Origin of the sequence: Pseudonocardia sp. NPDC049635 (assembly GCF_040659795.1) — a bacterium.
Taxonomy (GTDB): Bacteria; Actinomycetota; Actinomycetes; order Mycobacteriales; family Pseudonocardiaceae; genus Pseudonocardia.
The window spans coordinates 38831-64037 of the sequence record NZ_JBFAON010000026.1 but is presented as its reverse complement, the minus strand read 5'-3'; the positions used below and the strand labels follow the sequence as shown (position 1 = coordinate 64037).

The following is a 25207-nucleotide window of genomic DNA, read 5'->3' as shown; positions in this document are numbered from 1 at the left end:
GTCGGGCGGCGGCGCCGGGTGCCGGGGAACGGCGGGCCCGCCGTCGCCGGCCTGCGGTTCCGGCGGGGACCCGGGCGCGCCCGCGCGGCGCGGCACGACGGGCAGCTCTCCGCTGAGGCGGGCCGCACGGTCGCGCTCCGCGGGCGGTGCATCGGGTTCCGCGGCCCGGTACCGGCGCCGTTCGGCAGCCGTGTCCGGACGGCCGGGGACCGATGCCGCCGCCATCGTCTCGCCGATCCCGCGGCGGGTGGCCCGGATGGAACGGATGTCGGTCGGTCTGCTGTCGCTGTGCCCGCTCCGGCCGGGCGACGGCTCGGAGCGCGCCGTGCGGGCCCGCCAGGCCGCGGAGCGCTCGGCAGCGGCGGCGGCCTCGCGCTCGCGACGGCGCAGCCACGGTTCGTCCGGCTCGGCGGGGGCGTCGTCCCGGCCGCCGGGGCCGGGTGGCCGCCGCCCGGCCGGTGGCGGGCCGGCCGGCCGCTGCTCGGGACCGGTACCCGCGGGGGGCCGCCCGTGCACACCGGTCGGCGGCCGCTCGGAACCACCGGAGGAGCCCCGCCCGGCCGACCCGGCTGCGGCAGGACCGGGGGGACCGCCCGGCCCGGACGCCGAGGGGCCCGGGGGAGGGCCCGAACCGGGGCCCTGGGCACCGGGGCCGGACGGCCGTCCGGTGGCGTCGCCCGGGCCGGGAGCGGAGCGTCCGCCAGCACCGCCGCCGGACGGCCCGCCGGGGCCGCCGGACGAGCCGGGTGCCGGGGCCGCGGCGGACCCGCCCGGGCGCTGCGGTGCACCACCGCGACTGGTGGGGGGATGCGCCGACCCGGGGCGTGCCGAGGGGGGCGGGCCGGGGCGCCGTCCGCCGGGCGGGCCGGGCTGCTGGTCGGGGGGCTGCCTGCCCGGATCGCGCGGGTCGCCGCCGGCGGTCGGGGCAGGCTGCTCGCGGCGGGCCCCGGGGCGCAGGTGCGGGCGGTCGTCCCGCCGTCCGGGGCGCCTGCCGTCCCGTGGCGGTCCGGACCGGGACGGGTCCTGCCCTTGGGGCTCCTCGCGCGGTGGTTCGGCCACCGGGAACCCCCTTCACTGGTCGGCACGGTCGGGCCCACCGTGCCGGGCACCGGGCCCCGGCACGGGTGTCTGCCCCGGCGACGGCAGCGGCACCCGGGTCACCCGAGAGTACTTGCCGTGATCACGATCTCGGTGCCCGGCCACCCACCCCTGTGGGTGTTCCGGACGAGGTCACGGGAGGGTTCGGACATACCCGTCACTGGTAGGACACGAACACGGGGGACTCGGGGCGGACGTCGTAGGTCTGACGCGGGGTGAAGGTCGGCGAGTCCTCGTCGAGGAAGTTCTTCCATCCCCACCACAGCCCCTCCGGGCGGGGGGCCTGGTGCAGGGTGTTCCAGGTCTCGATCTTCTCCTGCGGTGTGCCGAAGCCGTCCGCGTGCAGCACGGTGGCGAGCTCGGGTCGTGCGGTCACGACGTCGGCGCGGTCGGAGATCATCTGCACCTGGAACTGGTGCAGCAGGAACACCTTCTGCGGCAGGTTCCGCTCGCGGACCAGCCCGGCCAGCCACTCGGAGGTGGCGTTGACCTCCGCCGCGCTCACCGAGCCGACCTGGTCGCCGTGCCGTTGGTCGCCCTCCAGGCGCCACTCGGGATCGAGGGCGAGACCGACGTGCGGCTGGGTCAGCAGCTCGGTGTAGCGCTGCGCCTGGGTGCGGAAGTCGGTGCGCCCCGGCTGCAGATCGAGCACGACGTACACACCGGCCCGACCGGCCTCCTCCACCCACGGGCGCAGGTCCTCGACGCTCATCTCGGCCGAGTAGTCGCCGTCCGGACCCGGTGCGGTGTCGGCGACGGTCGCGATGATCTCGAAGGCGGGCACGACCGGTTCGTCGACGAGCGGCTGGAAGTCGGCGGCGAGATCCTTGGCCCTGGCGATCGACGCGGCGAGGTCCTGCTCGCCGAGCACTCCCATCGCGGGCGTCCCGGGATGACCGTACAGCGCCACCATCCGGCGCTGCGGGAACAACTCGGTGCCGCCGCCGGGCAGCTCGGGCACCGGCGGCTCGACGCCGGTCGGGGCCGCCTCGGGGGAGGGGGGCGGTGCGGGCTCCGCGTCGGCTGCGGGATCGTTCGCGCAGCCGGCGACGAGCGCGCAGAACGCGAGCAATGCGACGAGCAGGGTGAACGGGCGGAACACCCCACCCGGCCGGTGACGGACGGTGGTCGGCTGAGTTACCCCGGAGATGGACACCGGTCACCAGGCTAAGTGAGCTGTGTCTCTCCGGCAGTGCGGAGCGCGGCGGGCGTGTCGCCGCGGGTCAGCGGGGGAGGACGGGGCCGTCCGGGCCGTCGTCGGTCCCGCGCTGCGGCCGGGGCGGGCGGCCGCGCAGGATCCGCTTGAGCCCGGCGGTGTGTCGCCGGCTGACCGGCAGCTCGACCGCACCCGGGCCGTTGCCGAGCCGCACGACGTAGCCGGAACCGGACATCCGCAGCTCGGTGATCAGTGCCAGTGCCACCAGGTACGCCCGGTGGATCCGGACGAACCCGGCCTCGCCCCACCGGTCCTCCAGCACCGAGACCGGGATCCGGACGAGGTGGCTGCCGTCGTTGGTGTGCAACCGGGCGTAGTCGCCCTGTGCCTCGACGAACCGGATCGAGGAGCGCGGGACGAGCTTCGTGGTGCCGGCCAGCTCGACCGGGACCACCTCGTCGTCGGAGGTGGCGACGGGGGCGCTGCGGCGCCCGGCCGGTGCCGGCGGCCCACCGGGACGGGCGGTGTGCCCGGGCCCCGGGCCGGCGGTCTCGGCGCGGCGCGCGGCGTGCAGCGCGACGGTCCGGTCCAGCGATCCGGCGAGGCGTTCGCTGCGCAGCGGCTTGAGCAGGTAGTCGACGGCGCCGACCTCGTAGGCGTCGACGGCGCGGTCGTCGTGCGCGGTGACGAACACGACCGGCGGCGGGTCGGCCATCGCGTTCAGCACCCTGGCGAGCTCCAGGCCGTCGAGGCCGGGCATCCGGATGTCGAGGAAGACCACGTCGACGCCGGGTTTGGAGGCATCGGCCTGCGAGCCGTGCAGGATGCGCAGGGCCTCGGTCGCGTCCGGCGCGGTGAGCACGGTGTCGACCCGCGGGTCCTCGCCGAGCAGGTGGGCGAGCTCCAGCAGCGCGGGTTCCTCGTCGTCCACCGCGAGGACGGTCAGCAGCGCCCCGCCGGGCGAGGGCTGCTGGGGAGGCTGCTCGGGGGCGCGGGCCTGGCCGGGAAGGCCGATCGGCCGGTGGTTGCTCGCCCCGTACCCGGGTGGCGGTCCGTAGCCGGACGGTGTGCCGTACCCGGCCGAGCCGGAGACGACCGGCGTCGCACCGGAAGCGTGCCCACCCCGCGCGTGGCTGTACACGGCTCCTCCTTGCCGCGGGCCTGCCGCCCGCTGACCGGTGACTGCGGGCACACCGTAGCGAGGCTGCGGAGAGTTACCGACGGCCGGTCCTCCGCGCGCGTGGCCACGATCCGGTGTAGGCCGTCCGGGGTGCGGTTCTCACCACGGGTGACCCACTCCGCCGGCGGGTCGGGGCCTCGCGGTCACCGGCCCGGCCCGATGGTGTCGTCGCTGGTCGGGCGGATGGTCCGATCCTCGCCGATCGGACGGGCTCACGGCGGGCCATATTGTGGCACTCGGTGCCGAAACGCTACCGTGCGGTGCGGCCCGACATCGGCGACCGTGGTCGCCGACACCACCGTCGGTGACGTGCCGCATGCGGTCCGTGCTGGGCGCGGGACCCGCACCGACAACACGGGACACTGCGAAGGGGCAGCGATGGCGAGCACCAAGGACTGGTTCGAGACGGTCGCGGAGGCGCAGCGCCGGGCGCGCCGGCGGCTGCCGAAGTCCGTCTACTACGCGCTGGTGGGCGGCGCGGAGCAGGGCATCACGCTGGCCGACAACGTCGCCGCCTTCGACGAGCTGGGTTTCCGCCCGCACATCGCGAGCCTGCCGGCCCAGCGCGACCAGAAGACCACGGTGCTGGGGCAGGAGATCGACCTGCCGGTGGTCATCTCGCCGACGGGCGTGCAGGCCGTCGACCCCGAGGGCGAGGTCGCCGTCGCCCGCGCCGCCGCGAGCTCCAACATCCAGAACCCGCTGAACCCGGACCAGACGGTGTCGACGGCGATGGGGCTGTCGTCGTTCGCGTCACGCTCGGTCGAGGACGTCTGCGCGGTCAACGACAAGATCTTCTTCCAGGTGTACTGGGCCGGTTCGAAGGAGGACATCCTGGCCCGCGCGGAGCGGGCCAGGGCCGCCGGTGCCAAGGCGTTGATCGTGACGCTGGACTGGACCTTCGCCACCCGCCGGGACTGGGGCAGCCCGCCCATCCCGGAGAAGGTCGACCTCAGGGCCGCGCTGCAGTTCGGCCCGGAGATGGTCACCAAACCGCGCTACCTGCTGGACTGGGTGCGGGCGGGCCGGATCCCGGACCTCACGGCGCCGAACATGGCGCCCCCCGGTGGCGGCGCCGCACCCACCTTCTTCGGCGCCTACGGCGTCTGGTGGACCACCCCGCCCCCGACCTGGGAGGACATCGCGTGGCTGCGGGAGCAGTGGGGCGGGCAGTTCATGATCAAGGGGATCATGCGTCCGGACGACGCCCGCCGGGCCGTCGACGCCGGCGCCACCGCGATCTCGGTGTCCAACCACGGCGGGAACAACCTCGACGGGACCCCGGCCGCGATCCGGGCGCTGCCCGGGATCGTCGACGCCGTCGGCGACGAGATCGAGGTCCTGATGGACGGCGGCGTGCGGCGCGGGTCCGACGTGGTCAAGGCGCTCGCGCTGGGCGCCAGGGCCTGCCTGATCGGTCGCGCGTACCTGTGGGGGATGGGCGCCCAGGGCGAGCGCGGCGTGACGAACGTGCTGTCGATCCTCTACAAGGGCATCGACGAGGCACTGCTCGGGCTCGGGAAGCGGTCGATCCACGAGCTGACCCGGGACGACCTGATCGTGCCGGAGGGCTTCACCCGCACCGAGAAGTACTGATCCGATCCCGCACCCGGCTCCCGTTCAGCCGCCCGCCATCGCCCCCACCACGAGCAACGGCTCGTCACCCCGGGCGACGGCGGGCGGCAGCGCCGTCCCGGCCGGGCAGTGCGAGAGGTCCTGCTCGCAGGCGAAGTAGCGCACGTACGGCCTGCGTCGCCCGGACGGCCGGTCCCGGACGGCGCCGCACAGCTGCGGATGCCGGTGCTCGAGCGCGTCGAGCACCGCCCCGAGCAGCACCGGGGGCCCCGCGACCGGGACCGCGACCTCGCCGTCCACCCCGGCCAGCCTGCGCAGCTGCGCGGGCAGCCGGACGCGGACCGTGCAGGTCCTGCTCACGACGGGGCGCCCAGCGTCTGTACCTCCACCGACAGCACGGCGGGCAGGTCCCGCACGATCGGCGTCCAGCTGTCCCCGGCGTCCGGTGAGACGTACACCTGGCCACCGGTGGTGCCGAGGTAGATCCCGCAGTCGTCGAGCCGGTCGACGGCCATCGCGTCGCGCAGCACGTCGACGTAGCAGTGCTGCTGGGGCAGCCCGCGGGTCAGCGGCTCCCACTCCCCGCCGCCGGAGCGGCTGCGATAGACGCGCAGCCGCCCGTCCGGCGGGTAGTGCTCGGCGTCGCTGGTGATCGGGACGACGTAGACGGTGTCCGGCTCGTGCGCGTGCACGTCGACGACGAAACCGAAGTCGCTGGGCAGGCCGTCGCCGATGTCGTACCAGGAGTCGCCGCCGTCGTCGGAACGCATGACGTCCCAGTGCTTCTGCATGTAGACGGTGTCCGGCCGGTCCGGGTGCCGGGCGAGCTTGTGCACGCAGTGCCCGACCTCGGCGTCCGGGTCGGGGATGCCGTCACTGACCAGGCCGCGGTTCGCCGCCCGCCAGCCGGCGCCGCCGTCGGCGGTCCGGAAGACACCCGCGGCGGAGATCGCGACGAGCAGCGCGTCGTCGTCGCGCGGGTCCGGGCAGATCGTGTGCAGGCACATCCCGCCCGCGCCCGGCTGCCAGTGCGCCCCGGACCCGTGCTCGCGCAACCCGCGGACCTCGGTCCAGTGCTCACCGCCGTCGACGGAACGGAACAGCGCCGCGTCCTGCACCCCGGCCAACAGCGTGTCCGGGTCGGACGGCGACGGCGCCAGCTTCCACACCCGGGTGAACTCCCACGGGTGCGGCGTGCCGTCGAAGTCCTGGTGGGTCCCGGGCACACCGGCGTAGGTGAAGTCGTTGCCGACCGCCGCCCAGGTGCGCCCGCCGTCCTCGGAGCGCTGCAGCTGCTGGCCGAACCATCCCATCGACAGCGCCGCCCACAACCGGTCGGGGTTCGACGGCGATCCCGTGACGTGATAGGCCTCCCAGCCGCCGAACAGCGGGCCGGTGACCGTCCAGTCCTCGCGTTGCCCGTCGGCCGTCAGCACGAAAACACCCTTGCGCGTGCCGACCAGTACCCGTACGCAACTCATGCGGCCTCCTCGTGTCGGTGTGCTCGCGTCGGTGTGCGAGTACCGACCGCCGGGGGCCGCACGACTCATCGGCCCTTCGAGGTCACATCGGGAAACCGACCTTCGTCAGTTCCTCGGCGCGCTCCCACAGCGCGCGCTGCATCCGGCGGTCGTGCGAGGCCGCCGAGGAGCCGACTGGACGCGGGTTGCCCCGGACCTCGCCGAACCCGCCCGGCCCGATGTAGGTGCCGCCGGGGACGTCCGGGACGGTCGCGGCGAACAGGCCGGGAAGCGCTCCCGCCGCGGCGGGCTGGGCGACCACCCGGTTCGCGACGCGCAGCACCGCGTCCTGGAACGACTCGGTGCGGCCCTGCAGCTGCGTCGAGGCGTAACCGGGGTGCGCGGCGACCGACCGCAACCGCGAGCCCGCCGCGACGAACCGGTGCTCCAGCTCGTAGGCGAACATCAGGCAGGCGAGCTTCGACTGGGAGTAGGCGGTCCAGCGCCCATAGCGCCGGCGCTCGAAGTTCAGGTCGTCGAGGTCGATCCGGCCGGTCCGGTGCATCTGGCTGGACAGCGTGACGACCCGGTCGGTGATCCGGTCGACCAGCAGGCCGGTCAGTGCGAAGTGGCCGAGGAAGTTCACCCCCAGCTGCATCTCGAACCCGTCCGCGGTGCGAGCCTGCGGGACCGCCATCAGCCCGGCGTTGTTCACCAGCACGTCGACCGGGCCCTCGACGCCCGCCGCGAACTCGCGGACCGAGGTCAGGTCGGCCAGGTCCAATCGGCGCACGCTCGCGGCGCCGCCGAGCTCACCGGCGACGTCGTCGCCCTTCGTGGTGTCGCGCACCGCGAGCACCACGCGGGCGCCGGCGCGGACCAGGGCGCGGGCGGTCTCCAGGCCGAGTCCGCTGGTGGCGCCGGTGACGATGACGGTGCGGCCCTGCTGGGGCGGGATGTCGTCGGTCGTCCAGGGAGCGGGTGAGGACCAGAACACTGCGGCTCCTTACGGGGTGCGGGCGTGCTCCGGTCTACCCGTTCGGCCACCGCACCATCCGCTACGACACGGGCCGCTGCGTCCGGTCCACCCCGGCGGGCGCCCGGCGGGCGGCGAGTGCGGCGTCCAGGAGCAGGAAGGCGATGAGCGAGATGCCGAGCACCGGCATGGCCAGTCCGATCCCGATCGCGGCCGCTGCCAGCACCGCCACCGACGCCGGTGACGGGCGCTCCCGTGAGCCCGGGGGGCCCGCGTACCGGCGGCCGCCGGGCAGCGTGGGCCGGCGCAGCCACCACATCCGGTACCCCCACACCACCAGGACGATCAGCGCGGAGGCCAGTGCGGCCAGCGCGACCTGGTTGGCGACGCCGAACAGCAGCCCCATGTGCGCGTCGACGCCCCAGCGGGCGAGCTTCGCCGCGACCGGCCAGTCGTCGAACGCGAGCCGGTCGACGATCGCACCGCTCACCGGGTCGACGGCGACCGAGTCCATCTGGGTGGGCCAGCTGCGCACGGTCCCGATCACCGACCACGCCTCGCCCGGATCACCCGGCAGCACCTCGACCGGACCGGTCAACCCGTCCGCCCGGGCCGCGTCCAGGACGAGCTCGGTGTCGGGACCGACGGTGTCCCCGGTGACCGGGACGCCTGCCGACCCGGCGAGCGGGGTGCCGCTGACCGAGGGGGTCGTCCAGTCCAGCGCGGTCCGCAGCGTGGACACGTTCGAGCCGGCGAACTGTGACCAGGTCAGGCCGGTCGCGGCCAGGAACAGGAAGCCGACCGACGCCCAGACCCCGACCGCCCCGTGCCAGGACAGGAGCCGGGAGCGGGGGGAGCCGGCGGCCCGGGGCAGCAACCGCTCGCGCCGGGCCCGCACCCGGCGGGTCAGCTGCACCACCAGCCCGGAGACGGTCAGCACCGCGAGCCAGGACGCGGCGAGCTCGGAGTAGACCTGTCCGGGTGGTCCGAGCAGCAGCGACCGGTGCAGGTTGTCGATCACCGCGCGGACCGGGAGCCACTCGGCGTAGGTGTCCAGGGTGGCCCGCACCTGCGCGGTGTAGGGGTCGACGAAGACGGTCCGGTTGTAGCTGGGGGGCAGATCGGCGTCGAACGACACCCGGGTGGTGACGCCCGGCCCGGGTGAGGGCCGGACCTCGGTGACCGGCAGTCCGGGTTGGGTCGCGACGGCGGCGGCGACCTGCTCGGCCACCGGCAGCTCGGGGCCGCTGACCGGGGCGTACAGCGCGTCGGAGTGCGCCCAGCGCTCGATCTGCGGGGTCAGCGTGTAGAGGAGCCCGGTGACCGCGGCGACCAGCAGGAACGGGCCGACGATCAGGCCCGCGTAGAAGTGGATGCGGGTGACCAGCGGGCGGAGCCCCCGGAACGTGGTGCCGCGGGGCGACGGGCCGGGGGTGGCGGGGCGGGTCCGGGACGCGGTGGTCACCAGCCGGCCACCATCGCCGCGAGCATCACGACCATGCCGATGCTCATCAGTGCGTGGCATCCCGCGTCGGTGCGCGGGCCGAACAGCGGCGGCCGCGCTGCGCCCGGGGCGGGCCGCTCGGCCGTGGCAGTTCCGGTGGCGCCTGCAGTGGCGGTGCTGGTGGTAGCGGCGGTGGGGGCACCGCCCCGCGGGCCCAGGGGGGTGCCGGGGAAGTCCCCGTCCGCGGCGTGCCCGTGGTCGTCGGCGGCCAGGGCCCGGACGGTCCAGAATCCGGCGACGGCCAGCAGCGCTGCGCACAGCACCACGGTCACCCCGACGGCCCAGCCGGCCTGTCCTGCAACGTGTGCGGCCTCGTCGGCGCCGGCCCCGTGCCCGGCGTGCCCGGTGTGCCCGCCACCGCCGGCCGGTGCCTCGACCGGGGCGGGCATGATCAGCGGCATCGCGGCGAGCATCCACACCATCGCCGCCGCCATGAGCGCGTGCGCCGAGCCGCCGGTGCAGCCGTGCAGCTGCAGGCGCCTGCGGCGCACCGCGTCGGCCGCGAAGAACACCGCGAACCCGCCGAACAGCAGGATCTGGAACCACAGACCGGCGGTCCCGTACCAGGTCCAGGTCATCACGACCATCGCCACACTCATCAGGAGGTGGGCCAGCTCCGAGGTGCGCCGCCCGGGCGGGGCGGACCCGGCGACGGCGCCCGACCAGCGCAGCAGCGCGTAGCCGCCGGTCAGCAGGAACAACACGGTCAGGGTGAGGGCCACGGGCAGGGACGCGATCACGGGATCTCCTGGGGGAGCGGTGGGTCCGACGGGGGCACGTAGCGAGTGGTCGTCGCCGTCACCCGGCCGGTTCCCGGTGCGATCCGGATCACGCCACCGGCCCCGATCCGGCTCCCGCGGCCTGCTCCGACCGGCCCCCGGATCAGCCCCGGATCATGCGCGGCGCGGCCCGGCGCGCCTGCCCGTGATCCGGTGCGCTGTCCGCCTCGAACGCGCGCACCAGGTCCTCCCGGGCTCGTGCGACCCGGGACCGGATGGTGCCGACCGGACAACCACAGACCTCGGCGGCCTCGGCATAGCCGAGATCCAGGAGCTGGGTGAGGACGAACGCCTCGCGGCGGTCGGGTGCGAGACCGTCGACCAGCGCCCGCAGCAGGACCGCCTCCTGCGCCCCGCTGCGCGGCACGGTCCGCTCGATCGTCCGCAGCGCGTCGTCGCCGAGCTCGCGGATCCGCGGCCGGCGCACGGCGGCACGGACGGCGTCGGCGGCGACCCGCCGGGCGACCGACAGCAGCCAGGTGCGCGCGCTGGAGCGGCCCTCGAACGTCGACAGCGTCCGCAGCGCCCGCAGATAGGTCTCCTGGGTGAGGTCCTCGGCGTCGGCGGGACCGTTCAGGTGCACCAGGAAGCGGTGCACGTCGGCCTGGGTGGCCCGGACGAACGCCGTCAACGCGGCCTGGTCGCCGGCCCCGGCGGCCAGCGACCATGCCGTCACGGTGGCATCGTCGTGGCGTTCGGGCATTCCGTCACGGTAATACGAGGATCGGCGGCCGCAACGGTCGCCCACCTGCCGATCCGCGGGCGGGGGACGCGTTGCGCGACGGATCGTGACCGTCCGGTTCGGGTGCTCGGTCGTTCCGGCGGTGGCGCAGCGGCTAGCGTCGCCGCCGTGACCGACGTCTGGGTGAGCTGGTCCGGCGGGAAGGACGCGGCGGCCGCGCTGGCCGCGGCGCGCGCGGCCGGGGCGCGGGTGACCGGGTTGCTCGCCACGACCGGCGTGCGCGACGGGCGGCCCGAGATCCCAGTGCACGGAGTCCCGCGGTCGCTCGTCGCGGCCCAGGCCGAGGCGCTCGGGCTGCCGCTGCACACCGTCGAGCTGCCGACGCCGTGCCCGGACGGCGAGTACACCGCACGGATGCGGACGGCGCTCGGTGCGGCCCGGGCCGCCGGGGTGTCCCGGCTGGTCTGCGGCGATCTGGCGCTCGCCGACGTCCGCGCGTTCCGCGAGGCCGTCCTGGCGGGGACCGGGGTCGACGGCCAGTTCCCGCTGTGGGGCACCGGCACGGCGGAGCTGGCCCGGCGGATCGTCGCCGACGGGCTGCGCGCGGTCGTGGTCGCCGTCGACCCCGCCCGGGTCCCCGCCACGCTCGCCGGACGGTCCTTCGACGACGCGTTCCTCGACGAGCTGCCCGCCGGGGCCGACCCGTGCGGCGAGAACGGCGAGTTCCACACGTTCGTCACCGGCGCGCCCTGGTTCGGCCACGAGGTCGCGGTGACGGTCACCGGTACGGTCGAGCGGGACGGGCACGTGCAGGCCGTCCTGGCCCCGGCCGGCGCCGGATGAGCCGTGCCCCGGGACACCGGTGCCGCGTGGCGGGCCCGGCGTCCCCGGGGCGCGGATCGAGACCGGGCTCAGCCGGCCAGCCGCCGGGCCAGCAGCCGGAAGGCCGGTGTCGGGAGTTCCGGCGCCAGGTCGACCGCGCAGGTGCGGGCGAGTATCTCCAGCGTCCGCGGGCAGGCGTCCGGGCCGTGGTCGATCTCGGCGTCGACCGCGGCGTACGGGTCCGCGGCCGGGTGCAGCGGGTTGCGGGCCTGCAGCGAGCGCCAGTTCGTGTAGACGTGCCGGCCGGTGTCGATCAGGCGGTGCACGCCGCGGTTCGCGCCGAACCCGGCGGCCGCGTCCGGCGAGTCGAACTCCAGCGCCAGCCCGACCGCGCGGGCCGGGTCGTGGTGCCTGACCGGCCGCAGGTCCCGTCCGACGCGCGAGGCCAGCGACTCCAGCACGATGCCGCGGTGCCTGCGCCGGCGGGCCAGCTGCGCGTCCAGCCCGGCCAGCTGCGGACGCAGCACGGCGGCGGACAGTTCGGGCATCCGCAGGTTCACCCCGACGATGAGGTCGGCGTCGGCACCGGAGAATCCGTCCCGCTCGTAGCTGCCGACGTCGTGGTACATCGAGGCCCGCTCGAACAGTCGCGGGTCGTTCGTCACCAGCGCGCCGCCCTCGCCGGAGCGGATGTTCTTGTGCTGGTTGAAGCTGAAGCACCCGGCGTGCCCGATCGACCCGGCCCGGCGCCCCCGGTAGGTCACGCCGATCGCCTGACAGGCGTCCTCGACGACCAGCAGGTCGTGCGCGGCGGCCACCTCCATGATCGCGTCCATGTCGGCGACGTGGTTGAGCATGTGCACGGGCAGCACGGCGCGGCTGCGCGGGCTGATCCGGTCCTTGAGGTCGACCGGGTCCATCGTCAGCGACTCGTCGACCTCCACCAGCACCGGGACGGCGCCGACGGCGAGTGCCGCGGCCGCGGTGGACACCCAGGTGTAGGCCGGTACCAGCACCTCGTCGCCGGGACCGATCCCGGCGCCGACGAGCGCGGCCACCAGCGCGCTGGTCCCGCTGTTGAGCGCCAGTGCGTGCCGGGTGCCGACCAGGTCGGCGAGTTCCCGTTCGAACCGGCCGACCTCGGAGCGGTCCCCGCCGGTGAACCGGCCGAGCTCACCTCGTCCCAGCACCCGGACGGCCGCAGCCATACCCCGCGCGCTCGTCGCCATCGCGGCGAGTCCCATACTTGTCCTCCTGGACCGGTGTTGCCGGACGAAGCCCGGCGCCCGGTCGTTCACGACATCGACCATTGCCCCGGCCACGACGGCGGAACCGGACAACGACGGTACCGACCGGCGCGCCGGAGCCGTGGCGCCCGCCCCGGGGCACCGGGCGGCAGGAGCCCTGCCGGCTCCGCCGACGACCTGAGAGGACCCGCGTCGCATGCTCATCGACACCAGGCGAGCGCTCCCCGGATCCTGGTTCGAGGCCGAGGTCTGCGTGATCGGGAGCGGCCCGGCGGGTGCGGCCGCCGCCGCGGAGCTGGCCGACCGCGGACTGCGGGTGGTCGTCCTGGAGGGGGGTGGCCCCGGCATGGGCCGCACCGCCAGGGACACCTACCGCGGGATCTCCGGGCGCGGCGCGCACGACCCGGTCGACGCGGTCCGGCAGAAGCGGCTCGGCGGCACCTCGATCGTGTGGGGCGGGCGCTGCGCCCCGCTCGACGACATCGACTTCACCGAACGCGAATGGCTGCCCGGCACCCGCTGGCCGATCACCCACGACGAGCTCCGCACGTGGTACCCGGTCGCGCAGCGCCATCTCGACGCCGGAGCTTGCGAGTACTCGGCGGCCCGTTCGGGCTTCCCGCCCACACCGCCCGGGGTGTCGTCGGAGACGCTGCGCTGGGACGACCTGTGGCGGTGGAGCCCGCCCACGTCGTTCGCGCCGCGGATGGAGGCGATGGCGAAGGCCGGCCGGATCCGGCTGTTCCTGCACGCCACGGTGGCCCGCCTGGAGCGCGATCCGGTGTCCGGTGCGGCGACCGAGGCGGTGGTCGTCCCCCGGCCCGGGCTGGAGGTGCGGGTCCGGGCGAAGCAGTTCGTCGTCGCGGCCGGCGGTCTGGAGTCGACCCGGATCCTGTTGGCTTCCGACGGTTACGGCGGAACCGGGCTCGGCGCCGGGATCGGGGACGAGTACGGGCAGGTCGGCAGGCACTACATGACCCACCCGGTCGGTGAGGTCGGCCGGTTGCGGTTGACCCGGGCCGGACGCGAGCTCGGCCTGGGCTACCTGCCCACCGACGACGGTGTGTACGCCCGCCGGATGCTGGCGCTGTCCGGCCGCGCCCAGGAGGATCACCGGCTCGGCAACCTCAAGGCCGCGCTGTGGTTCGCCGACCCGAAGGACCCCGACCACGGTGACGCGCTGCTGTCGACGTTCGCGCTGACCTACTGGGGGATGGGGAAGCTGCGGGCCGGGTTCAAGGCGGCCGGCACGCACGCCCAGTACGCGCGGACCACCGGCATCGGCCGGCACGTGCGCAACGTGGCGGCCGACCCGCTGCGGGTGGCCCGGTTCGCCCGCGGCTGGGTCCGGCCACGGATCACCGGGGAGCGACGGCTGCCCTCGTTCATGCCGCTGGACTCGGGGCACTGCCGGCTGCGGTTCGACGCCGAGCAGACCCCGGACCCGGCGAACCGGGTCACCCTGGACCGTGACCGGGACGCGCTCGGCCAGCACCGGCTGCGGGTGGACTACCGGGTCTCGGCGGCCGACCGGGACGCCATCGCGACGTCGTTGAGCCTGATCGGCAAGGAGCTGGAGCGGGCGGGCCTGGCGTTCGTCGACATGTCCGACGTGGAGCGCGTGCACGACATGGACATGACCGACGGCACCCACCAGATGGGCCTGCTGCGGATGTCGGACTCGCCGCGCACCGGGGTCGTCGACGCGCGGTGCCGGGTGCACGGGACGCCGAACGTGCACGTCGCCTCCAGCGCGGTCTTCCCGTCCGCCGGGGCGGTCGGGCCGACCCTCGCCCTGGTGGCGCTGGCCTGCCGGACCGCGGACCTGATCGCCCGGGAGTCCTGAGCCGCCGGTCAGCTCTGCAGCAGGGTGACCCCGGTGCCGGTCGCACCGTCGAGGGCGGCCCACAGGGCGTCCAGCGGGAGCGGCCGGTTCCGGGTGCGGGTGATCACGGCGTGGCAGGGTGTCGGCACGAACGGGAACGCCGAGGACAGCCCGGTGACCGTCTCGCACAGCCTGCGGGCCACGGTGGCGAGCGATCGGACGTCGTGCCCGGGCAGGATCAGCAGGAACTCCTCCCGGCCGACCCGGACCGCGCGTCCGGAGGCACCGGAGTGTGCGGTGAGCAGCCGGGCGACCCCGCGCAGCACGGCGGTCTCGGCCCGGAACCCGTGCCTGCGGTTGACCGTGCCGAGATCCTGCACCCGCAGCAGCACCAGGCCCAGCGGCAGCGTTCCGGAGGCGGAGCCGGCGGTCCAGCGGTCCAGGAACGCCCGGGTCGGCAGCCCGCTGCGCGGGTCCCGCTCCGCACCGGGTTCCAGCTCGTCGAGCCGGTTCTCGGCCTGGTCGGCCCGCCGGCGCTCCTCGGACAGCTGCCGGGCGAGCCGGTCGGCGGCGGCGTCGTGGCGGTGGTCGGTGGCGGTCCCGGGGATCGGGAGCACCCGGGACAGCACCTCGTCCAGCGCGCCGGTGCGGCGTGCGCCGAGCCGGGCCCCGAGCTGGTGGCGCAACCGCAGCAGCTCGGTGTGCGCGTCGGCGTGCCGGAACGACCAGCGGGCGGAGAACAGTCTGCCGCGTTCGAGCGACCGGGCCGAACCGTCGACCGACTCCATGTCGTGGGCCACGAGGGTCGCGCCGGACCGGGGGGTGAGCACCGTGACGCTCCACTCGCGGGCCGCCGGTTCGCCGTCGGCGAGCCGGACGCAGGCCAGCCCGGGCGGGATCTGCGGCGGTGGCGCCCCGGCCACCGCGACCGCGGCGCCGTCGCCGCACTCGTGAGCGATCCGTTCCCATGTCGTGAGCTGCGGGGTGAGGTAACGGGTCCGCTGGAAGAGCCCCACGACGGCCATCGGCCGGTCCCGGGCGGGCGCGAGGGCGAAGTCCTCCACCGCGCGTGACAGAGCGATCAGCAGCGGCTTGGTGACGGTGCGTGACCGACGGTCGTCGTCGTCGGGTGCGGAGTCGGATCCCGGCTCGGCATCGCGCACCCGGCTCCCTTCACACCCCCGCAGTAACGCCTGTGATCGCCTGTGATCATTGTCCACCGAGTGTGCCTGATCGCGGATCAGCGGGGGTGCGCACGGGTGAGCGGGATGTGGCAACCGGCCCCGGGGTCAGCCGCCGATCGCGGCGAACCGCCGGGCGAGCGTCCGGGCGGCCTCGGCGTCCACCCGTCCGACACTGACCCTCAGCATCCGCCGGTCGTCGGGCAGGAACGCGGTCCCGGGGATGACGATCGTGTCGTGCTCGAACAGCAGCTCGCGGACCACGTCGGTGCTGGAGCGCCCGGTGAAGGGATGGCGCACCCAGGCGAAGAACCCCCCGGAGGAGACCACCTCGAAACCGCCGGGCCGTGGCGCGAGCGCCGCCACCAACAGTTCCCGGCGCCGGGCGATCTCGGCGACCCGCTCGGCCCGCCAGGCACCTGCCCGGGTGAGACCGGTCAGGGTCGCCTCCTGGCCGGCCCGCGGTGCGCAGATCGCGATGCAGTCCAGCACCTTGAGCACCTCGCGGTTCAGCTCCGGCGCGCCCACGACGGCCCCGACCCGGTGACCGGGGATCGCCAGGTCCTTGGAGAACGAGTGCAGGCTGATCACCGTGGAGCGCCACCCGGGGTCGGCGAACAGCGGGTGTGCGGGCGCGTCGGTGTCCCGGAACGAGCGGTAGGTCTCGTCCAGGACGAGTGCGACGTCGTGCCGCCGGGCCAGCTCCGCGAACGCGGCGATCTCGGCGGGCGGGATCGTGACACCGCTCGGGTTGCCGGGTGTGACCAGGACGATCGCCCGGGTCCGCGAGGTGATCAGCGCCGCCGCGTCGGCGGCCCGGGGGACCAGCTCGGCGTCCGGTTCCAGGTACACCGGGCGGACGGCCTGCAGCCGGAGCCACATGTCGTGGTTGAAGTAGTACGGCAGCGGCACGACCAGCTCGTCGCCCGGGCCGGCCAGCGCGGAGACGACGGTGGTGAAGGCCTGGTTGCAGCCCGCCGTGATCACGACGTCGGCCGGGTCGATCCCGCCTGCGTAGTCCCGGCTCAGCTCCTCGGCGACCGCCCGGCGCAACGGCGGCAGGCCGGGGACCGGTGCGTAGCCCGAACCCGCCGGGTCCCGTGCGACCTCGACGATCCGCTCGACGATCTCGGGCGCCGGCGGGTACGGCGGCGCCGCCTGGGAGAGGTCGAGCAGCGGGCCCCGCCCGTCGTGCTCGGCGAGGAGCGCCTGCGCGGCGCCGATCGGGGAGTCGATCCCACCGGTCGTGGTCGGGTCGAGTCGCACGCGGTCCGCCGTTCTGTCGGTGTCGGTGTCGCTGTGGCTGTGGCTGTCGGTGTCGCTGTGGCTGTCGCTCTCGGTGTGGCCGTCGCTGTACCGGTCGCTGTGGCCGTGGTTGCCGGTGCCGGGCGACACTGGTCGGATGTCCGTTCCGGGGCCCGGAGCAGTGTAGGCGGCCGTCCTGCAGGGATCACAACCTCATTGAGATGGGATGTCGCTATCGGCGGCGGCTGGCGCGTAAACATGCCGCAAAGGGGTACACGGCCGACTTGTCCAACCTGGAGCCCGGACTTACATTGGTACGCCTCTTGTAACATTGACTGGCGGTTCGAGAGCCGGGCCGCGCGGTGATCCGGAACCCGAGGGGGTTTCCATGGGAGAGCCGGTGAGCTCTCGCGCGGTGGCGCTGCGGACGTGTGCCCCACACGGGCCGACCATCACCCTCGACACGACCGACGTCGAGCGTGCCCGTGCGGTGGTGGGAGAGGCGTACGCGCCGCACACCATCACCGTCCGCGGCGATCCCGGTCGTTTCCGCGCCGTCCAGGCCTCGCTGTCCGACGGGTCGGTGTCGTGGGACGAGTTGCGCTACGGCACCGAGTGCGACGTCGTGGCGACGGCGCCGCTGGGCCGGGTCCACTGTGTGGTGCAACCGATCCGCGGCACGGTCACGGTCAGCGGTGGCCGGTCCTCGGAGACGCTCGTCCCCGGTCGGTCGGTGGCGCTCGACGCCGAGATCGAGTTCCGGATGCACTGGGAGGACGGCGCCGCGATCAACGGGATCCGGATCGACCGGGCCGCGTTCGACGCGGCGGTGGCCGACATCGTCGGGGACGATCCGGTGCCGCCGCCGCGGTTCCTGCTCCGCTGCCCCGTCTCCGAGCGCGACGCACGGCTGTGGCAGTCGGGTGTGCAGCTGCTGGAGCGGTCGCTGCGCTCGTCGGCACTGCGTGAGGCCGGCCCGCTGTGGTGGGCCGAGCTGCACCGGCACCTGGTCGGGGTGCTGCTGGCGACCCACCCCACCGAGTCCCGGAACCGGTCGGTGCCATCGGGGCCGGCGCCCCGCTCGGCCGCCTCCCGGGCCGTCGACTACCTGCACGAGCACGCAGGCGAGCCGTTCAGCGCGCGGGCGCTCGCCCGGGCGAGCGGCACGTCGGTCCGCTCGATGCAGGAGGCGTTCCGCCGCGAGCTGGGCACCAGCCCGCTGCAGATGCTGATCCGGATCCGGCTGGCGAAGGCCCGGGCGGAACTGCGGGCCGGTGACCCGGCCGCGGTCACGGTCGCCGACGTCGCCAGCCGCTGGGGGTTCGGCAACCTCGGCCGGTTCTCCCGGCGGTTCCGCGAGGAGTTCGGCGAGCTCCCCTCGGACGTCCTGCGGAACTGCCCGAAGGGACAGCTGTGACCTCTCCGGTCGGGTTCGGTTGTGCACGATCAGGTGAGGCTTCGGTTAGTGTGTCCGCACGAACTCGTTCTGCCGGGGGCGGGCGGGACCGTGCGGTCGGTGGGTGGCGGCCGGGCGGGGCCCCGGCCCCGGTGGCCGCCACGGAGGTGTCACCGCGCCGATGTCGAGGGGTCGCTCCGCTGCCGGGAACGCCCGGCACCTCCGAGCGGACGGCCCCCACCTCGGTCGCGATCCGGAATCGGCCGGCGCCACCGCGGACCGGGTGCTGTCCGCCGCCCGCCGGGTCGTGGAGGACTTCGGTCTCCGCCGGTTCACGATGGACCAGGTGGCGCGGCGGGGCCGGGTCTCCCGGATGACCGTGTACCGGCACTACCCGCGCAAGGACGAGCTGATCCACGCCCTGCTGATGGCCGAGCTGCGCCGGTTCACCGCGGAGGCCGACGCGATACTCGACGCGGAGCCGACCGTCGACGGCAAGCTCGCCGCCGGAGTGCGGTTCTGCGTCGAGCGACTGCGCCGGCACGCGGTACTGACCCGGTTGTTGCGGACCGAGCCCGGGGTCCTGCTGCCGCACCTGACGACCGCGGGTGGGCCGGTCATCGCGGCGGCGACCGAATGGATCTCCCGGCACGTGCGGAACGAGATCGGTGCGGCAGGCCTGCAGGTTCCGTCCGAGCACGTGCAGCCGGTCGCGGAGCTGCTGGTCCGGCTCGTGGTGTCGCTCGTCCTGAACCCCACCTCGACCCTCGATCTCGACTCCGACGAGGGGTGGGAACGGGTGCGCACCTTGTACCTCGCACCGTTCCTGGCCGTGCTGGCCCGGCCGGACCGGACGCCGGATCGGTCGGTCGCGCCGGTCGTTCCCGCGGACCCTGCGGCGTCGACGTCCGCCGACGTGGCGACAGCAGCCTCGCTGCAGGCCGGCCCCGGCGACTCGCGCGCGGCACTCTGACGGTCGTGTCCGCGCCCTTGGACGGGCCGATCACCTGCTCCAGCCGCCCGAGCTGGGCGGCCGAGCCGCGCCGGTGCCCGGGTCGTCGCCGACACCACCCCACCGGAGCAGCGGCCCGGCAGTCGGTGTCCCCGCGTCGTCCTCACGCCGACCCGGACACCGGGTGCAGTCGCGGTCCCGGGGCCGCCGGAGCGCGTACTCCGGCGGCGTGGACGAACCTCACCGCTGACGGGGTGGTTCGAGCCAGCGTTCCGTAGCTGTTGTGGTACGACCTGCCGGGTCTGGGATGGGTGAACCTGAGCGCTGCCCAGGCCTCGTCCACCCGCAGACAGGTGCTTTCGACCATGCCCAGGTCGTAGCCGATCCTGATGACGGATCTGAGATCGAGATCGGAGCCGTGTCGACGCCCCTTGGGCCACGACACCCACAGGGCTCCTCCCCGGCGGAGACGGCCGGCCAGCGGCGGGAAGCCGTGCCGCATGGCGCGTCCTGGGTGGTGACGAAGAGGTGCAGGTAGTCGACCTCACCCACCAGGTCATCGGTCGACTCCAGGTCGGGGAGGGCCATCGCGGCCGCGACCCCGGTGGGCCCGTCGACGATGTGCGCCCGGCTGCCCGCCCTGATCCGCATCTTGTCGGCGACCGTCCTGGTCATGACCGTCGTCCTCCGGCCAACACGTCGAGGTAGTGCTGGTTGCGCATCACGCCCAGCACGTTGCCGAAGGGGTCGACGACCGAGGCGGTGACGTAGCCGTCGCCGCGCACGGTCGTCGGCTCGTGCACCGACGCCCCGAGGCCGACGAGCCGGTCGACCGACGCGGCGATGTCGTCGACGGCCCAGTAGGCCACGACGCCGGCAGGGTGATCCGGCCGGGGGTGGGGGGCGAACCGGGCGTCCACGATGCCGAGTTCCTGGAGGTAGTCGCCGATACGGAACTCGACGTAGGCCGGAGCGTTGCCGGCGGAGCGGACGAAGTACGCCTCGACGCCGAGGACGTCGGTGTACCACCGCTGTGCAGCGGCCACGTCCTCGGCGACGTAGATGATCGTGGTCAGTCCTCGTAACACGGGATGCTCCTCTCGGGTGGCGCGACGGCGTGTCCAGATCACCGCACCAACCGGTCACCTCCTGTCCGCAATCGGAGCCGAGGTGCGGGACGGCCGCCGGCATCAGCCGTCCGGACGGTGCCCCGGAGCGCTCCCGTCGGGCGAGCCCGACCACCGACCCGGCGGTTCGGGTCCCGTCCGGTCATTCGTCGGTGGTCAACCGCGCCGCGAGCGTCGTCAGGAGTTCGAACACGGCGGACACCTCGTCCGGGGCGAGCCGCGGACGGGCGACGCTGAGGCCGATCGCGACGAGGTGCGGGACCAGCGCGGCGGTGCGTGCCCGGTCGGCGTCACCGAGGAGGCGGGCCCAGAGGTCGGAGAGGAAGACGAGGCGGGCGCGGTCGAGCCGCTCCTGTGTCGCCCGTGCCGACGGATCGCTGATGCTCCACGCCCGAACGGCCCGTTCCAGGTCGTTGTCGATCTGGTCGACGACCTGCGCCGTCAGCATGGCGAGTGCGGCATCCGCGGGGTGGGTGGCGCTGGCGGGAAACCATGTCGTGGTCGACAGCGGCGGCGTCCTCGTTGCGCTGTGTCATCTGCAGCAGGGCAGCGTCCAGGTCACCCGAGGTGGCCGGGTGGGGGCAGGGGACACGGTCGGTCGTTGCGGCAACTCCGGCAACAGCACCGAACCCCACGTGCACGTCCAAGCGGTCGACAGCCTCGACATGGCACGCGCGGCCGCCGTCCGCCTGACCTTCGACGGTTCGTTGCCCGCCAACGGCGAGATCGTCGACGCCGACAGGACTCGTCGCGCTCGCTGAGCCGCCGCAACGGCGGGCCCACCCCGTGAAACGGCCGACGGTGCCACGACGGCGAGTCCGGCGACAGCGGGCTCCGGGGCTGACCCGGGACGAGCGAACACACGCCGTATGCGGCAGGTCTGCAGGATGTGAGTGTCCGAGGGGGGACTTGAACCCCCACCCCCTAATACGGGGACTAGCACCTCAAGCTAGCGCGTCTGCCATTCCGCCACTCGGACGCCACGATCTCTCGATCGCGTGCCGGTGAAGCATAGCCGAGCCCCCGCAAGGGGTTGCGGCCGGGTCGGTGGAGGCGCCGGTGGTAGGAAGACGTCCATGAGCGTCGACCCGAACGGCACATCCAGCAGCGAGGCGGCCAGCGCCGAGGCGGAGGTCGTCCAGCTCTGTTCCGAGCTGATCCGGATCGACACCACCAACACCGCCGACCCGGAGACCCTGGCCGGGGAGGCGGAGGCGGCCGACTACGTCGCGGACAAGCTGCGCGAGGTCGGCTACGAGGTGGAGGTCGTGCAGTCCGGCATGCCGAAGCGGACGAACGTGATCGCCCGGCTGGCCGGGGCGGACCCCTCCCGGGGGGCGCTGCTGATGCACGGCCATCTCGACGTCGTCCCCGCGGAGGCGAGCGAATGGTCGGTGCACCCGTTCTCCGGCGCGGTGCAGGACGGCTACGTCTGGGGCCGCGGCGCCGTCGACATGAAGGACATGGACGCGATGATGCTGGCGGTCGCGCGCCGCTTCAAGCGTGAGGGCGTCGTCCCGCCGCGGGACATCGTGTGGGCCTTCGTCGCCGACGAGGAGGCCGGCGGCAAGTGGGGCGCCCAGTGGCTGGTGGAGCACCGGCCGGACCTGTTCGAGGGTTGCACCGAGGCGGTCGGCGAGGTCGGCGGCTTCTCGCTCACCCTCGGCGAGGATCAGCGGGCCTATCTGATCGAGGCCGCCGAGAAGGGCATCGCCTGGATGCGGCTGCGGGCCAAGGGCAAGCCGGGCCACGGGTCGTTCCTGCACGACGACAACGCGGTCACCATCCTGGCCGAGGCCGTCGCGCGGCTCGGGAACCACACGTTCCCGCTGGTCGTGACGCCCACGGTGCGGGCGTTCCTGGACCGGATGACCGAGCTGACCGGCGTCGAGTACCCGCAGGACGACCTGGAGGGTGCGCTGGCCAAGCTCGGCCCGATCTCCCGGATCGTCGGGGCCACCGTGCGGGACACCGCGAACCCGACGATGCTCAGCGCCGGTTACAAGGCCAACGTCATCCCGTCGACGGCCGAGGCGGTCGTCGACTGCCGGGTGCTGCCGGGGCGTGAGGAGGCGTTCCTCGCCGAGGTCGACGAGCTGCTCGGACCGGACGTGGAACGCGAGTGGGTCACCGACCTGCCTCCGGTGGAGACGCCGTTCGAGGGCGCGCTGACCGACGCGATGCAGGCCGCGCTGCGGACCGAGGACCCCACGGCCGAGATCGTGCCGTACATGCTGTCCGGGGGAACCGACGCGAAGGCGTTCTCCACGCTCGGGATGAAGTGCTACGGCTTCGCGCCGCTGCGGCTGCCGCCGGAGCTGGACTTCGCGTCGCTGTTCCACGGCATCGACGAGCGCGTTCCGGTGGACGCCCTGACCTTCGGGACCCGGGTGCTGGACCGCTTCCTGCGGACCGTGTGACGGCCCGGCGGCGCCGTGCGTGACGGACCGGAGCGCCCGGTGCTCAGCGCGGGTTGACCTCAACCCGGGTCGAGGTTGCACGGTGGAGCGCATGGCAGAGCTGAACCACACCATCGTCCACTCCCGGGACAAGCGTGCCGGGGCCGCGTACCTGGCCGCGGTCCTCGGCCTCGCCGAGCCGCAGCCGTTCGGGCCGTTCCAGGTCGTCGAGACCACGAACGGGGTGAGCCTCGACTATCTCGACGCCCCGCCCGGTACGGAGATCACGTCGCAGCACTACGCGTTCCTCGTCTCCGAGGCCGAGTTCGACGCCGCCTTCGGCCGGATCCGGGAAGGGGGCGGCCCGTACTGGGCCGACCCGGGCCGGTCCCGGCCCGGTGAGATCAACACGCACGACGGCGGGCGCGGTGTCTACTTCGAGGACCCCTCGGGGCACCTGCTGGAGATCCTCACGGTCCCCTACGGCGGCTGAGTGGGCTCAGCGCTGCGCGAGGATCCAGGCCGTCAGGTACGAACGGGAGTTGCCGTCGTCGATCCGCTCGTCCGGAAGTGCCCGGGCCGCGGTGGCCGCCGCGGCCGGGTCGGCCAGCGCCAGGTACATCAGGATCGAGTCGGCGTAGGGCACGTCGAACCCGGCGGGTGTCGCGGCCGCGACGTTCTCCCGGATCCGCTCCGGATCACCACGCAGGTACCCCGCGACCGGTGACATCGGGATCAGCTGGATCGCCAGGATCGCCGACGGCTCGGCGGAGAACCACGTGGCGTGGTCCCGCTTGCCGCCCCAGTTGATCCCGATCACGCGGTGCGCGAAACCGGGGAAGGCCGCCAGATCCGGCTCCACCCAGTGCCGCATCGCCGAGGCGGCCTCCCGGGACAGCATCGCCACCGCCCGGTCCCGCTGCGCGGTGTTCCCGCGCAGCTCCGACCACAGCGCCAGGCCGTTGTAGGCCGAGACCGACTCGGAGCTGGACTCCTGGTTGTTGCCGTCACCGAACGGGCTGAACCCGGACGCCCAGGAGTGCCCGGCGAAGGCGTCGAACGCCCGGTACTCGGGGAACTCGGGCGTCCGCACCGGGCTGCCGACGTCGGCGGCCAGCAGGTCGATCACCGGGCCGATGCGTTCGACGAGGTCCGGGTCGTCCCGGCCCAGCAGCGCGGCGGCGTAGAGGAAGTAGCCGTAGTGGAACTGGTGGTCGTTGAACTCCTCGGAGCCGAACGAGGTCTCCAGACCGACCATCCCGCGGACCGCCGGGTCGTAGACGAAGCAGTGCGTGCTCCGCCCGGCGCACCCGGCCGGGTCCGCCCACCGCTCCAGCAGTGGGACGAGCTGGTCGCGCACCCGCCGGGCAGCCGGTTCCATGCCCAGCTCGGACGCCAGCTGCATCAGCGTCGCCGCCCGGACCAGCTGCTTGCCGCCGAAGTAGGTGTCGGCGGCGTCGAGCGTCAGCCCTGCGACGTCGCGCTCCACCAGTGCGGTCAGCTCGGCCCGTTCCGCGTCGTCGAGCCCGGACAGGTCCAGCGCCCCGGACGGCGTCAGTGCCGGTTCGGTGACGGTGAGCGTCGAGGCGCGGCACACCGGCATCGGGCCGTAGACGGTGGCGAACCGGCCGACGGGTTCGCACCCGGCGTCCGCACCCGGCATCGCGCCGGCCACGGTGTCGCCACCCTCGGTGCGGTAGCCCAGGGTGGTGCGGACCGTCCCGCCCGAGACGTCCTCGGTCACCGAGCCTCCGGTCACCGCGACGCGGGCGGCGTCGGCGAACACCGCCGGGTCTCCGTCCGGCGGGACCGCGTAGAAGGTCGCCGACCCGCCGGCCGGGAGACGCAGCGCGGAGCCGGTGAGCTCCCCGTCGGTGACGACGCCGTAGCGGCCGTCCCGGATCACGACCGTCCCGTCGGCGTCCAGCGGCTGCGGTCCGACCGTCAGCTCCTGCCCCGCCGTGGCGGTGTAACGGACGAACGGCGATCCGCGGGTGAGCACCAGGCGACCGGCCTCGTCACCGCCGGCGCCGAGCATCGCGACGGTGACCGTCAGGTCGTCGTAGCCGACGACGCGCAGGTCACTGGTCCCGAGCGGGACGTCCAGCGCCGGGGTGTGCGAACCGAAGATCGTCGTGCCCTCGGCGCGCACCTCGGGCAGTCCGAGCGACACACCGTCGGTGCGGACCGCGACCGACAGCGGCAGCGGGAACACCGGCTGCGGTTCCTCGGGGAAGACCAGCCCGGAGAACCAGCGGTTGGTCGGCGGGACCTGGTCGGGGGCCAGCCGCATCGCAGGCGGGGCACCGACCGGACGTTGTGGCAGCCCGGCGACCGTCGCCGCGATCACCGGATCACCGGCACCGGTCCCGTCCGGGTCGCCGGTGCCCGGGAGCGTCAGGGCCGCGGTGACGACGACCACGACGGCCACGGTGGTGAGGGCGAGCAGCGCCAGCGGCCACCGTGGGCGGCGGGAACGCCCGGGCCCCGGCGAACCGGCCGCCACCCGGTCAGGCCGCGGTGCCGCGCCCCGGACCGGTGCGTGAACCGCAACCCGGGCCGGTGCGCGGGTCTGCGGCGGTGCGGGCGCGCGGACCGGCGGC

Annotated in this window: 22 protein-coding genes, 1 tRNA gene and 1 pseudogene; 8 read left to right on the top strand and 16 right to left on the bottom strand. The window is 74.3% G+C overall.

Annotated elements, in window-relative coordinates; translation table 11 throughout:
- The 3 genes and pseudogenes from AB0J24_RS24190 to AB0J24_RS24180 all read right to left on the bottom strand — a co-directional run.
- Nucleotides 1-516 (bottom strand): annotated as a pseudogene (locus tag AB0J24_RS24190) (hypothetical protein); the annotation flags it as partial.
- 739 nt (nucleotides 517-1255) lie between these two features.
- A complete protein-coding gene (locus AB0J24_RS24185) occupies nucleotides 1256-2254 on the bottom strand; it encodes a hypothetical protein (RefSeq protein ID WP_358685161.1) in 999 nt (332 codons plus the stop codon).
- Between the two features lie 67 nt (nucleotides 2255-2321).
- A complete protein-coding gene (locus tag AB0J24_RS24180) occupies nucleotides 2322-3200 on the bottom strand; it encodes a LytTR family DNA-binding domain-containing protein (RefSeq protein ID WP_358685165.1) in 879 nt (292 codons plus the stop codon).
- A gap of 612 nt (nucleotides 3201-3812) precedes the next feature.
- Between AB0J24_RS24180 and mftD the strand changes: the two genes are divergently transcribed.
- Nucleotides 3813-5030: a pre-mycofactocin synthase MftD gene (mftD, locus tag AB0J24_RS24175; protein ID WP_358685158.1), complete on the top strand. Its 1218-nt coding sequence runs from the start codon at nucleotides 3813-3815 to the stop codon at nucleotides 5028-5030.
- A gap of 24 nt (nucleotides 5031-5054) precedes the next feature.
- Here the strand turns inward: mftD and AB0J24_RS24170 are convergent, their stop codons facing one another.
- The 6 genes from AB0J24_RS24170 to AB0J24_RS24145 all read right to left on the bottom strand — a co-directional run bounded on the left by AB0J24_RS24170 (nucleotide 5055) and on the right by AB0J24_RS24145 (nucleotide 10431).
- A complete protein-coding gene (locus AB0J24_RS24170; RefSeq protein ID WP_358685156.1) occupies nucleotides 5055-5369 on the bottom strand; it encodes a MoaD/ThiS family protein in 315 nt (104 codons plus the stop codon).
- Entirely contained in the window at nucleotides 5366-6490 is a 1125-nt protein-coding gene (locus AB0J24_RS24165) for an exo-alpha-sialidase (RefSeq protein ID WP_358685153.1), read from the bottom strand. Before AB0J24_RS24165 ends, AB0J24_RS24170 begins: the two co-directional genes overlap by 4 nt.
- An 82-nt stretch (nucleotides 6491-6572) precedes the next feature.
- Nucleotides 6573-7466, bottom strand: coding sequence for an oxidoreductase (locus AB0J24_RS24160; RefSeq protein ID WP_358685151.1), 894 nt, complete (start codon nucleotides 7464-7466; stop codon nucleotides 6573-6575).
- 61 nt (nucleotides 7467-7527) lie between these two features.
- On the bottom strand, nucleotides 7528-8910 hold the full coding sequence (locus tag AB0J24_RS24155; RefSeq protein ID WP_358685149.1) for a PepSY-associated TM helix domain-containing protein: 1383 nt from the start codon (nucleotides 8908-8910) through the stop codon (nucleotides 7528-7530).
- Nucleotides 8907-9689 (bottom strand): DUF5134 domain-containing protein, encoded by a 783-nt coding sequence (locus AB0J24_RS24150; protein ID WP_358685147.1) that lies wholly within the window; start codon nucleotides 9687-9689, stop codon nucleotides 8907-8909. The genes AB0J24_RS24155 and AB0J24_RS24150 overlap by 4 nt, the downstream gene beginning before the upstream one ends.
- A gap of 142 nt (nucleotides 9690-9831) precedes the next feature.
- A complete protein-coding gene (locus AB0J24_RS24145) occupies nucleotides 9832-10431 on the bottom strand; it encodes a sigma-70 family RNA polymerase sigma factor (RefSeq protein WP_358685145.1) in 600 nt (199 codons plus the stop codon).
- Nucleotides 10432-10578: 147 nt separating this feature from the next.
- Between AB0J24_RS24145 and AB0J24_RS24140 the strand changes: the two genes are divergently transcribed.
- On the top strand, nucleotides 10579-11253 hold the full coding sequence (locus AB0J24_RS24140) for an ATP-binding protein (protein WP_358685143.1): 675 nt from the start codon (nucleotides 10579-10581) through the stop codon (nucleotides 11251-11253).
- Between the two features lie 68 nt (nucleotides 11254-11321).
- Here the strand turns inward: AB0J24_RS24140 and AB0J24_RS24135 are convergent, their stop codons facing one another.
- Nucleotides 11322-12476, bottom strand: coding sequence for an aminotransferase class I/II-fold pyridoxal phosphate-dependent enzyme (locus AB0J24_RS24135; protein ID WP_358685140.1), 1155 nt, complete (start codon nucleotides 12474-12476; stop codon nucleotides 11322-11324).
- A 199-nt stretch (nucleotides 12477-12675) separates the two neighbouring features.
- Here AB0J24_RS24135 and AB0J24_RS24130 point away from each other — a divergent pair, with 199 nt between their 5' ends.
- Nucleotides 12676-14325 (top strand): GMC family oxidoreductase, encoded by a 1650-nt coding sequence (locus tag AB0J24_RS24130; RefSeq protein ID WP_358685138.1) that lies wholly within the window; start codon nucleotides 12676-12678, stop codon nucleotides 14323-14325.
- An 8-nt stretch (nucleotides 14326-14333) separates the two neighbouring features.
- Here the strand turns inward: AB0J24_RS24130 and AB0J24_RS24125 are convergent, their stop codons facing one another.
- Together AB0J24_RS24125 and AB0J24_RS24120 are read right to left on the bottom strand one after the other, a co-directional pair.
- On the bottom strand, nucleotides 14334-15467 hold the full coding sequence (locus AB0J24_RS24125) for a DICT sensory domain-containing protein (RefSeq protein ID WP_358685135.1): 1134 nt from the start codon (nucleotides 15465-15467) through the stop codon (nucleotides 14334-14336).
- A 126-nt stretch (nucleotides 15468-15593) separates the two neighbouring features.
- Nucleotides 15594-16751, bottom strand: coding sequence for an aminotransferase (locus tag AB0J24_RS24120; protein ID WP_358685133.1), 1158 nt, complete (start codon nucleotides 16749-16751; stop codon nucleotides 15594-15596).
- A 379-nt stretch (nucleotides 16752-17130) separates the two neighbouring features.
- Here AB0J24_RS24120 and AB0J24_RS24115 point away from each other — a divergent pair, with 379 nt between their 5' ends.
- Both AB0J24_RS24115 and AB0J24_RS24110 read left to right on the top strand, forming a co-directional pair.
- The gene (locus AB0J24_RS24115) at nucleotides 17131-18147 is read left to right on the top strand and encodes an AraC family transcriptional regulator (protein ID WP_358685131.1); all 1017 of its coding nucleotides are present in this window, start codon (nucleotides 17131-17133) and stop codon (nucleotides 18145-18147) included.
- A gap of 160 nt (nucleotides 18148-18307) precedes the next feature.
- Entirely contained in the window at nucleotides 18308-19099 is a 792-nt protein-coding gene (locus tag AB0J24_RS24110) for a TetR/AcrR family transcriptional regulator (protein ID WP_358685129.1), read from the top strand.
- Between the two features lie 650 nt (nucleotides 19100-19749).
- Here the strand turns inward: AB0J24_RS24110 and AB0J24_RS24105 are convergent.
- Nucleotides 19750-20166 (bottom strand): VOC family protein, encoded by a 417-nt coding sequence (locus tag AB0J24_RS24105; RefSeq protein ID WP_358685127.1) that lies wholly within the window; start codon nucleotides 20164-20166, stop codon nucleotides 19750-19752.
- A gap of 181 nt (nucleotides 20167-20347) precedes the next feature.
- On the bottom strand, nucleotides 20348-20653 hold the full coding sequence (locus AB0J24_RS24100) for a hypothetical protein (protein WP_358685125.1): 306 nt from the start codon (nucleotides 20651-20653) through the stop codon (nucleotides 20348-20350).
- Here AB0J24_RS24100 and AB0J24_RS24095 point away from each other — a divergent pair.
- A complete protein-coding gene (locus tag AB0J24_RS24095) occupies nucleotides 20652-20966 on the top strand; it encodes a M23 family metallopeptidase (protein WP_358685122.1) in 315 nt (104 codons plus the stop codon). The genes AB0J24_RS24100 and AB0J24_RS24095 overlap by 2 nt on opposite strands.
- A gap of 133 nt (nucleotides 20967-21099) precedes the next feature.
- On the opposite strand, the gene AB0J24_RS24090 is transcribed toward AB0J24_RS24095, so the two are convergent.
- A tRNA-Leu gene (locus AB0J24_RS24090) sits at nucleotides 21100-21184 on the bottom strand.
- A 97-nt stretch (nucleotides 21185-21281) separates the two neighbouring features.
- Here AB0J24_RS24090 and AB0J24_RS24085 point away from each other — a divergent pair.
- Nucleotides 21282-22625 (top strand): M20/M25/M40 family metallo-hydrolase, encoded by a 1344-nt coding sequence (locus tag AB0J24_RS24085; RefSeq protein WP_358685120.1) that lies wholly within the window; start codon nucleotides 21282-21284, stop codon nucleotides 22623-22625.
- Between the two features lie 91 nt (nucleotides 22626-22716).
- Nucleotides 22717-23097 (top strand): VOC family protein, encoded by a 381-nt coding sequence (locus AB0J24_RS24080; protein ID WP_358685119.1) that lies wholly within the window; start codon nucleotides 22717-22719, stop codon nucleotides 23095-23097.
- Nucleotides 23098-23103: 6 nt separating this feature from the next.
- Here the strand turns inward: AB0J24_RS24080 and AB0J24_RS24075 are convergent, their stop codons facing one another.
- Nucleotides 23104-25110, bottom strand: a complete 2007-nt coding sequence (locus AB0J24_RS24075; RefSeq protein ID WP_358685117.1) for a glycosyl hydrolase — start codon at nucleotides 25108-25110, stop codon at nucleotides 23104-23106.
- Nucleotides 25111-25207: the final 97 nt, after the last annotated feature.

Excerpts from the sequence above, each read along its gene's own strand:
- AB0J24_RS24100 (WP_358685125.1), bottom strand. The coding sequence starts at position 20,653 with ATGCTGACGGCGCAGGTCGTCGACCAGATCGACAACGACCTGGAACGG.
- mftD (WP_358685158.1), top strand. The coding sequence starts at position 3,813 with ATGGCGAGCACCAAGGACTGGTTCGAGACGGTCGCGGAGGCGCAGCGC.
- AB0J24_RS24080 (WP_358685119.1), top strand. The coding sequence starts at position 22,717 with ATGGCAGAGCTGAACCACACCATCGTCCACTCCCGGGACAAGCGTGCC.
- AB0J24_RS24085 (WP_358685120.1), top strand. The coding sequence starts at position 21,282 with ATGAGCGTCGACCCGAACGGCACATCCAGCAGCGAGGCGGCCAGCGCC.
- AB0J24_RS24095 (WP_358685122.1), top strand. The coding sequence starts at position 20,652 with ATGGCGAGTGCGGCATCCGCGGGGTGGGTGGCGCTGGCGGGAAACCAT.
- AB0J24_RS24110 (WP_358685129.1), top strand. The coding sequence starts at position 18,308 with ATGTCGAGGGGTCGCTCCGCTGCCGGGAACGCCCGGCACCTCCGAGCG.
- AB0J24_RS24165 (WP_358685153.1), bottom strand. The coding sequence starts at position 6,490 with ATGAGTTGCGTACGGGTACTGGTCGGCACGCGCAAGGGTGTTTTCGTG.
- AB0J24_RS24145 (WP_358685145.1), bottom strand. The coding sequence starts at position 10,431 with ATGCCCGAACGCCACGACGATGCCACCGTGACGGCATGGTCGCTGGCC.
- AB0J24_RS24135 (WP_358685140.1), bottom strand. The coding sequence starts at position 12,476 with ATGGGACTCGCCGCGATGGCGACGAGCGCGCGGGGTATGGCTGCGGCC.
- AB0J24_RS24130 (WP_358685138.1), top strand. The coding sequence starts at position 12,676 with ATGCTCATCGACACCAGGCGAGCGCTCCCCGGATCCTGGTTCGAGGCC.